Below are 9,170 nucleotides of genomic sequence, written 5' to 3'. Positions count from 1 at the left end.
CAACATCGTTCTCTTTGGTGCTTCCAGCATCGGCCGTGACATGGCTCCCCGCGTAGCGGGCCGTGTTCACACTGGTCTGACGGCAGACACCACCCGTTTGGACATTGATGTGAAGAAGTACCAGGAGTATCTGCGCACTTCTACCTCTTTGTCTCTGCAGCCTGAGAAGGTTGATGCACTGGATACCTCCGACCGTTTCCTGAAGATGACCCGTCCTGCTTTCGGCGGTAACGTGATGGCCACCATCGTGTGCCGGAAGTATACGCCTCAGATGGCGACCGTGCGTCCCGGCGTGATGGAGATGCCCAAGAAGGACACCACCCGCAAGGGCGAGATCGTGACCTTCGACGCCGGCTTGAGCATGGACGACATGAATGTGGAGATCCTGGAAGTCGTGCACGACGACAAGAAGGTTGTTGATATCACCGACGCCAAGATCTTGGTTTCCGGCGGCCGTGGTGTTGGCGGTCCTGAGGGATATGAGCCTCTGCGCGCACTGGCTGCAGAGCTGGGCGGTGAGGTTTCTTCCTCTCGTATCGGCGTTGACAATGGCTGGATTGAGAAGAGCCGTCAGGTTGGCCAGACTGGTAAAACTGTCCATCCCAACCTGTATGTTGCCTGCGGCATCTCCGGTGCTATTCAGCATCTGGCTGGCATGGAGAGTTCTGAATTCATCATTGCCATCAACAAGGATGAATCCTGCCCGATGATGAAGATTGCCGATCTGGGTATTGTGGGCGATCTGCATGTCATTGTCCCCAAGCTGACTGAGGCCATTAAGGCTTATAAGGCCAGCCAGAGCGTATAAGGACTTTCCTTGCGGCTACACAAGACTGAAGATTTTTAAATTCTAGCGGATAGATATGCCATCATGCTGATTGCCATATCTTCCGTTTCCAGAGAGAGGGCGTTTTTTGCCATGGCTTATTAGCGTGGCAAAAAACGCCCTCTTTTTTTGCTGTTTTGCCCATACCTGGATTTCTTACTTGCCAGCTACTGGACTTTTTGTCCAGCAGAGGATTTGCGGCGTTCGCGAAATTTGTAAAAACATCCGATGAAAAGGGGCGAAAGGCATGTTATCATTAGTTATGTTGATGATGCTGTTTGAGATCACACGCTGGTATTGAGATGATTCCATATGGACAGTCTCCATGATCCTACATACCTTTTTGCTATACATATTGATAGAAAAACGGCATTTCAAAAAAGAGAATCTTTGTGGTTTAATACAATAATTGGGGGGAGGAGTGTTTTGCGGAAAACGGGGAGAATCCTCAAATAAAAAATTCTGCAGTTTTCATAAGTGGAATACGGGAATACGGAGGGCGGAGGCCCGTCTGAGCAAATTCGACAGAAAAAAAGAATATTTTGCAAAGTTGTAGAAAATTTTAAAATTTGGACTGTTTATATTTGACAAGTTAGTATACTAAGTGATAAAATGTGTTAGTCAAAATTTTTGGAGGAGGTTGTTTTCATGAGCAGAAAAGTAGTCATGACTGGTACCTTGGGCGTTATGACAGAAGCAAGCCTCAAGGTTATGGAGGAGACGCTGAAGCGCAAAATGCCGGATGTGGAGTTCAAATTCCTGTTTGACGAGCCACAGGATGATGACACCCTGATCGCGGCAGCGAAGGGCGCAGAGGTTATCATTACCCAATTCCAGTTCATGACGGATAAGGTCTATAAGGCATTGACTCCGGAACTGAAGGCAGTGGTTGCCTACGGCATTGGCTATAACAGTGCGAACCTGCCTGTGGCTACAGCAAACGGTGTCTATGTGTGCAATGTTCCCAATTACTGCCAGGAGGAAGTTGCTGTTCATGTGGTTTCCTTGATTATGGCAGAGCAGAGACGGATGCCCAAACTGATCAAATGGATTGAGGACGGCAAGTGGAGCGGCGGCTATAAGGCGGTTGCACCGGTCAAGCGTTTCTCTAAGCAGACCATCGGCCTGTACGGCTTTGGGCGCATCGCCCGCCACGTGGCACAGATGTTCTCAGGATTTGGCTGCCGTATCATTGCATACGATGCAATCGTTCCTGCAGAATCCATTAAGGCGGCTGGCGTTGAGCCGGTGGACTTTGACACACTGCTGGCAGAATCCGATTATCTGACGCTGCATGTACCCCTGCTGCCCAGCACGGAGGGTATCTTCAACAAGGAAGCTTTCAAGAAGATGAAGCCCACTGCCATCTTTGTCAATACTGCCCGCGGCGCTCTGTGCAATGCGGACGACCTCTATGAGGCACTGTCCACTGGTGAGATCTATGGCGCGGCCATTGACGCATATACCACGGAGCCTCCCTCTGGTATTGAGCGGAAGATTCTGGAGTTGCCCAACGTTCTCTCTACTCCGCACGTTGGATACTATTCCGATGATGCGTTTGACGATCTGATTGATCAGACTGCGGACGTGGTTGTGAATGTGCTGCAGGACAAGGATCCTGGTACGCTGATCAACCGGGAGCTCTGGAAGAAGTAAGCGAACGCTGCTTTTCCAAATAGCGTTTCCCGCAAGCAGGACCGTTTCGATTTTTTGCACATGAAAAAGCTGAAAGCCCCACTCAATGCCGCGCGCAACTGCCGCGGCGGCGAGAAAAAGGGTGGGTGCAGCTGGGGAGCTGCATCCGCTCGAAAATGAATTGTTGCAGAGGAGGAATGACTTTTGGCTGCAGTTAAAAAGTTTTTAAACAATATCGAAAAGTATATTATTTATGTCGTTTTGACAGCCTTGGTTGCATTGATGTTCCTGCAGGTGGTGGCACGGTATGTGTTCGGCCTTGCCTGGGGATGGATGGAACAGGTCACCCGACTGATGTTCGTTTACGTGACATTTGCAGGAATGAGTTACGCCTGTAAGGGCAGTGAGCATCTTCGTGTGAGCTTCGCGGCGGAATTTGCCCCCGGCAAACATACCAAGACTATCCTGCTGATGATTGGCGATGCCATGCTGGTTGCGGTGTCCGCTTACCTTTGTTATCTGATCTTCCTGATGATGCTCCAGTGCATCGAGCAGAAGCAGGTGTTCTCCGGCGCAAAGTTTATTCCCGTATGGGTGATGTATCTGGCCGGCGTCCTGGGAATGGGAGGCATGGCCATCCGGACCATTCAGTATGGGATTATTCCAGCGATTAAGTCCATCAAAAACGGTACAGAAGGAAAGTCTGAACTACAGGCTGCTAAAGAAGGGAGCGGTGAATAAGTATGGTAGGATTGCTGTTTGGATCTTTGGCGGTCTGCCTGATTTTGACCGTACCCATTGCGATTGCTTTGGCAATTTCCACCCTGTGCGTTATTATGGCGGGTTACCCTGCCGCTATGCTGAATATGTTGGCACAGGCCATGGTAACATCCATTGATAACTATGCACTGATGGCAATTCCGTTCTTTATGTTGCTGGGCATTATTATGGAGAAGACTGGTATTGCGGCAGGCTTGATTAATTTGGCAGAAGCAATGGTTGGATCCAAGCCCGGCGGACTGGGCACTGCGGCCATTGTGGCCTGCATGTTCTTCGCCGCAATTTCCGGCTCCGGCCCTGCCTGCGTGGCAGCCATCGGTACGATTATGATTCCCGCCATGAAGCAGCAGGGATATGATTCCGCATACTGCGGTGCGCTGTTGGCCAGTGGATCTACCATCGGTCCCGTCATCCCGCCCTCCATTCCGATGATTGTTTACGGCGCAACGGTCGGCGTCTCTGTAACGGGCCTGTTTGCATCCGGCGTGATTCCCGGCCTCCTGATGGGCGGCGTGCTGATTTGGTACAACAAGCGTGTTTCCAAGAAGCGCGGCTACAAGGGATCTGATACCGCTAACGTGGATAAGAAGGCCGTACTGAAGGAGTCTATCTGGGCAATTTTGATGCCGGTAATCGTGTTGGGCGGCATTTATGCCGGCGTGTTCACGCCCACGGAGGCCGCTGTTGTCGGTGTGGTGTACGCCCTGTTTGTCGGCAAATTTGTCTATCGTCAGCTGACTCTCCAGAAGTTCCTGGATGGTTTGCTCGAGGCAGCTGTGTTGTCTGCCAGCGTGATGATCGTGATGGGCGGCGCCAGCACCTTCGGACGGATTCTGACTTTGGAGAAGGTTCCCACTCTGCTGGCAAATACGCTGCTGGGTATTTCCGATTCCCCGGTGATTATCATGCTGATGATCAACGTACTCCTGCTGATCGACGGCATGTTCATTGACACCACGTCCAGCATCATCCTGTTTGCCCCGTTGCTGTGCCCCATTGCAACGCAGCTTGGATATGACCTGACTTATTTCGGCCTGGTAATGTGCGTGAACCTGTGCATTGGCTTCCTGACTCCGCCTCTGGGCGTCAACCTGTTTGTGGCACAGAAGGTATCCGGAGCCAAGCTGGAGAGCGTCATCAAAGAGGTTTGGCCAATGATCATAATTTTGGCATTGCTACTAGTTGTGATCATCGCATTCCCGCAGCTGTCCCTGTTCCTGCCGAAGCTGTTGGGATTGATTTGATAACCATTCAAAAAAGTTGAATTGGAGGAGTAAACGTGAAAGAAATTAGATGGCACGGAAGAGGCGGCAACGGCGGTTTTACATCGGCGCGGCTGCTGGGGTATGCCGCCGCTCTTCATTGCGGAAAGTACGCGCAGGCATTCCCGTCCTTTGGTCCGGAGCGGCGCGGTGCACCGGTTTTGGGCTTTACCCGGATCGATGATAACCCGATTACCGACCACAGCCAGGTATATTCCTGCGACTGCGTAATCGTACTGGATGAGACACTGCTGGACGTTGTGGATATTCTGGAGGGCCTGAAAGAAGACGGCTCTGTGTTTATCAACTCGGCTCTTCCCGCAGAGGAGTTCCGGAAGCGCCCCGGCTTTGACAAAGTGAAGCACTTGGTTACCATTGATGCAACGGCGATTGCTCTGCAGGAACTGGGGGCAAATATCGTCAACACCATTATGATGGGCGCTGCGGTAGGCGGCACTGATCTGGTGACGATGGAGGCCCTGGAGGCTGCCATTGACGGCTCCATGTCTCCCGCACTGCGTGAGAAGAACAAGAAGGTCACCAAGATGGCCTATGACATCGTGAAAGGAGGCATGGCGAAATGAAACCGAAGCGCGACTTAGACTTTAAGGCACCTGCTTCCATGGAGGAGATCCCCTTTGGCGCAAGCTTCCCTGCAGGGCATCTGGTGAACCCGAACTCCGGCTATCGGACCTTCGCCCCAAAATTTGATTACGACAAGTGCATCCATTGCCTGTTTTGCTTTGTGTATTGCCCCGAGGGAGCAATCAGCAAGGAAGGCGAGAAGCTGACAGTCGATATGGACTACTGCAAGGGCTGCGGCATCTGTGCCCACGAGTGCCCCAAGAAGTGCATCTCGATGGTAAAGGAGGGTGAATAAGCATGGGTACAAAGGCATTTTTGTCCGCCAATGAGGCGGCAGCTCACGGCGTTCGCCTGGCAAGACCGAAGGTTATTTCTGCATATCCCATTACACCGCAGACCACTCTGGTGGAAAAGCTGGCGGACTTTATTGCGGATGGCCAGCTGGATTCCAAGTACATGATGGTAGAGAGCGAGCACAGCGCCATGGCATCTGCACTGGGTGTTTCCATGATGGGCGCCCGCGTGTTCACTGCATCTTCTTCTCAGGGCCTGCTGTATATGTGCGAGATGCTGAGCTATGTCAGCGGCGCCCGTCACCCGGTCGTGATGGCTGACGCGAACCGTTCCACCGCTACTCCCTGGAATATCTACGGTGACCACCGTGATGCCATGGCCATGCGGGACAGCGGATTTGTGCAGCTGTATGTTGAAAGCGGCCAGGAGGCTCTGGATACAATGATTCAGGCTTATAAGCTGGCGGAGGATCCCCAGGTTATGCTGCCTGTTATGGTGAACCTGGACGGCTTTACGCTGACTCATACCTATGACCTGGTGGATATCCCGGATCAGGACGATGTCGATCGTTTCCTGCCTCCCTTCCAGACAAAGATGAAGCTGGACTTTGACAATCCTCAGGTTCTCTGCGGCACCATCGGACCTGCATTCCACACGGAAGGCCGTATTCAGCAGTGCGAGGCATTCGAAGTGGCAAAGAAGAAAATCGCAGAAATCGATGCTGAGTATGCCAAAATGTTTGGCAGAAGCTATCACGGTATGTACGAGGAGTATAAGTGCGAGGATGCGGAGCAGGTGCTGGTAGCGACCGGCAGCCTTGCCGGTACTACCCGCGTTGTGGTGGATGAGCTGCGTGCCGAAGGCCGTAAGGTGGGCATGATCAAGCTGAGAAGCTTCCGCCCCTTCCCGAAGGAGTTCTTTGCCTCTATCAGCGGCAAGTACAAGGCACTGGGTGTCACGGATAAGAGCATTTCCTTCGGCTTTGACGGCACCATCTACGGTGACGTAAAGGCTTCTATGTACGGCAACTGCGGCACCAAGATGGCAAACTTCATCTGCGGCTTGGGCGGCCGTGACGTGTCCAAGGACATGATTGTGGAGATGTTCGACGTATTGCAGAACCTGAGCGATGGCAAGAGCGAAGACGAAGTTCAGTTTATCGGAAAGAGGTGGTAAAGAATGGCTATCGTGTTTAAAGATTTACCGGATGAAGAGCTGATTTATGGCCAGAAGAGCTGCCAGGGCTGTGCTGCATTGCTGGCTGCCAGACTTACCATGAAGGTCCTGGGGAAGAAGACCATGTTGGCTTGCCCCGCCTGCTGCTTCGCAGCAACGACTTCTGTCTATCCTGAAAGCGCTGTGTTTGTTCCCAACGTTGTGACGGCGTTCCCCGCCTTGGCTTCTACCCTGTCTGGTATGGCAGTTGGCGGAGAAGCTATGGGCCTGGATGACGATGTTACATATCTGGGTATCGGCGGTGACGGCGGCACGGTGGATATCGGCCTGCAGGCTCTGTCCGGTGCAGCGGAGAGAAATGAAAATATCCTCTATATCTGCTATGATAACGAAGCTTATATGAACACTGGCGTCCAGCGCAGTGGTGCAACCCCGTATGGCGCGTCTACAACGACCACGCCTGCCGGCATTTGCTCCAAGGGCTGTGACAACACCTTCAAGAAGTCTCTGTTTGAGATTATGGCGGCGCACCGCGTGCCCTATATCGCAACTGCCAGCACCTCCTATCCCAAGGACTTCATGGAGAAGGTGGCTAAGGCCAAGGCCAAAAAGGGTACGAAGATCATCCATGTGATGGCTCCTTGCCCCACCGGCTGGGGATACTCCGGAGAGAAGACCATTGAGATTGGCAAAATGGCCGTGGAGTGCGGCCTGTGGTACTTGGCCGAGTATGAAGACGGCAAGTATAAGCTGAACATGGAGCCCAAGGAGTTTAAGCCTGTTGAGACCTATCTGAAGGCGCAGAAGCGTTTCAAGCACCTGAAGGAAGAGGACTTCAAGCGCATCGAGGGTTACCGTGACGCTGATTGGGAGAGACTCCGCAGACTCGTTCAGATGTAATTCTGAATCCCGGTAAGGAATCGGTTTGATTTATTCATGGACTTGCTGGAGGGGAACGGGATTTTCCCGGCTCCTCTCCGGCAAGCTCGGAGCCCTTTTTTTCCTATTATATCGGAACGATGGGTGAATAGCCTGGAGCTCCGTAGAAACTGCTGGAACCGCGTGTTTTCTTTGAGCGCGCGGTGAAACGTACAATTTACCCTTGAAAATGCTGATGAGTTATGTTAACTTAAAGAGCGGCCAATGTAAAAATGGAGGTAAATATGGCATTCAAGACGAGAGAAGGCTACTACGCAGACCTGCGGGCGATGCGGCCGAATGTATTCAAGAATGGACATTTTATCGAGGATTTGGTGACAGATCCTGCGACAAAGGGCCTTGTGGAGAACGAGGCAAAGGCATATGACCTGCTGCAGGATCCGCAGTATGATGGAATCCTGAAGGCAAAGTCCTCGCTGACAGGGAACGAAGTGGTGCGTTGGCTGACGCTGAATACAGAGGGCGCAGAGTCTCTGAAGAAGAGCGTGGAGATGAAGCGGTTCTTCTTCCAGCAGGTGGGCACGTGTATGGCAGGCATCTGCGTGGGACACAACATCATGAACGTGCTGTGGTCTGTTACATATGACATTGACAAGGAAAAAGGCACGGAATATCATGAGCGTCTGAAGAACTGGATTATCAACACGGAGAGCAAGGGCTACAAGGTAGCGGGCGCACTGACGGACGCGAAGGGTGACCGGACGAAGTCTGCAAGCCAGCAGGAGAACCCGGATGCAAACGTGCATGTGAAGGAAATCCGTCCGGACGGCATTGTGGTAAGCGGAACGAAGACGATGATTGCGCATGCCGCGGCGTGCCAGGAGATTTTCGTGAGCCCAGGTACAGGGTATAAGGAAGCGGACAAGGATTATGCGGTTGCATTCGTGGTGCCGAGAGACATCGAGGGCCTGACGATTGTACAGACAGACGCCAGCGAAGGGCGTCAGGGCTGGGACGACATGAAGTACGCGGACCAGTCTTCGTATCTGATTTTCGAGGATTGCTTTGTTCCGAACGAGCGGGTGTTCCTGTGCGGAGAGTATGAGCACTCTGGAGATGCCATCAACCGGTTTGTGGGCAACTACCGTGCGTGCATCGGCAGCTGCGTGGCAGGACAGGGAGACATCATGATTGGCGCGGCGATGCTGATGGCGCGGGCAAACGGCCTGTCCACGAAGGTATTCAAGGACAAGATGATGGACATGACGATCATCAGCGAGACGGTGTGGAGCCTGGGCTTGGGGGCAATGCTGGCCGGTAAGGAGCATGAGTCAGGTGTCTTCTTTGCAGATCCGAAGCTGGCCTGTGTGAACAAGGCGCAGGCGGGCAAGAAGTATGCGGAGCTGCGTCAGATTCTGCAGGACATCGGCGGCGGCATTGCGGAGACGGGGTGCTTCCCGAACTACACGGACTGCATGGATCCGGTGATTGGGCCGAAGGTAATGGCGGCAATCAAGGCGAACCCGGCAGTGAGTGCGGAGACGAGAGCGCGTGCGGCACGCCTGAGCGAGTGGTACGCAAGAGCAGGTGGCCTGCTGGCGTTCACCCACGGCGGTGGTTCCCCCGACGGTGCGAAGCTGGTCATTCGTGCAACGACACCGTATGAAAAGTATGCGGAGCTGGCGGCTGACATTGCCGGCATCACCGAAAAGGTGGAAGACCCTAAGAAGTAA

9 protein-coding genes are annotated in these 9,170 nt (G+C 52.9%); all 9 read left to right on the top strand.

Going from position 1 to position 9,170, the window contains the following annotated elements; genetic code table 11:
- Window positions 1-808: electron transfer flavoprotein subunit alpha/FixB family protein (locus tag BMZ81_RS13655; protein ID WP_091133049.1), on the top strand; the 808-nt coding region annotated here is incomplete at its 5' end.
- A gap of 666 nt (window positions 809-1,474) precedes the next feature.
- Window positions 1,475-2,482, top strand: coding sequence for a C-terminal binding protein (locus BMZ81_RS13650; protein ID WP_091133044.1), 1,008 nt, complete (start codon window positions 1,475-1,477; stop codon window positions 2,480-2,482).
- A gap of 183 nt (window positions 2,483-2,665) precedes the next feature.
- On the top strand, window positions 2,666-3,202 hold the full coding sequence (locus tag BMZ81_RS13645) for a TRAP transporter small permease (protein ID WP_091133041.1): 537 nt from the start codon (window positions 2,666-2,668) through the stop codon (window positions 3,200-3,202).
- Between the two features lie 2 nt (window positions 3,203-3,204).
- Complete coding sequence (locus BMZ81_RS13640; protein WP_091133039.1) at window positions 3,205-4,485, top strand: TRAP transporter large permease; 1,281 nt, start codon at window positions 3,205-3,207, stop codon at window positions 4,483-4,485.
- 35 nt (window positions 4,486-4,520) lie between these two features.
- Entirely contained in the window at window positions 4,521-5,087 is a 567-nt protein-coding gene (locus BMZ81_RS13635; RefSeq protein ID WP_091133037.1) for a 2-oxoacid:acceptor oxidoreductase family protein, read from the top strand.
- Window positions 5,084-5,383, top strand: a complete 300-nt coding sequence (locus BMZ81_RS13630; RefSeq protein WP_242942656.1) for a 4Fe-4S binding protein — start codon at window positions 5,084-5,086, stop codon at window positions 5,381-5,383. The genes BMZ81_RS13635 and BMZ81_RS13630 overlap by 4 nt, the downstream gene beginning before the upstream one ends.
- Before the next feature lie 2 nt (window positions 5,384-5,385).
- On the top strand, window positions 5,386-6,558 hold the full coding sequence (locus BMZ81_RS13625) for a transketolase C-terminal domain-containing protein (protein ID WP_091133034.1): 1,173 nt from the start codon (window positions 5,386-5,388) through the stop codon (window positions 6,556-6,558).
- Between the two features lie 3 nt (window positions 6,559-6,561).
- Window positions 6,562-7,458 carry a thiamine pyrophosphate-dependent enzyme gene (locus BMZ81_RS13620; protein WP_091133031.1) on the top strand — a complete coding sequence of 299 codons (897 nt, stop codon included), beginning with the start codon at window positions 6,562-6,564 and terminating at the stop codon, window positions 7,456-7,458.
- A 263-nt stretch (window positions 7,459-7,721) separates the two neighbouring features.
- Entirely contained in the window at window positions 7,722-9,170 is a 1,449-nt protein-coding gene (locus tag BMZ81_RS13615; protein WP_091132808.1) for a 4-hydroxyphenylacetate 3-hydroxylase N-terminal domain-containing protein, read from the top strand.

Source organism: Oscillibacter sp. PC13 (assembly GCF_900115635.1).
Lineage (GTDB): Bacteria > Bacillota > Clostridia > Oscillospirales > Oscillospiraceae > Oscillibacter.
Note: the sequence above shows the minus strand (reverse complement) of the source record. Positions and strands in the feature narration are given on the sequence as shown.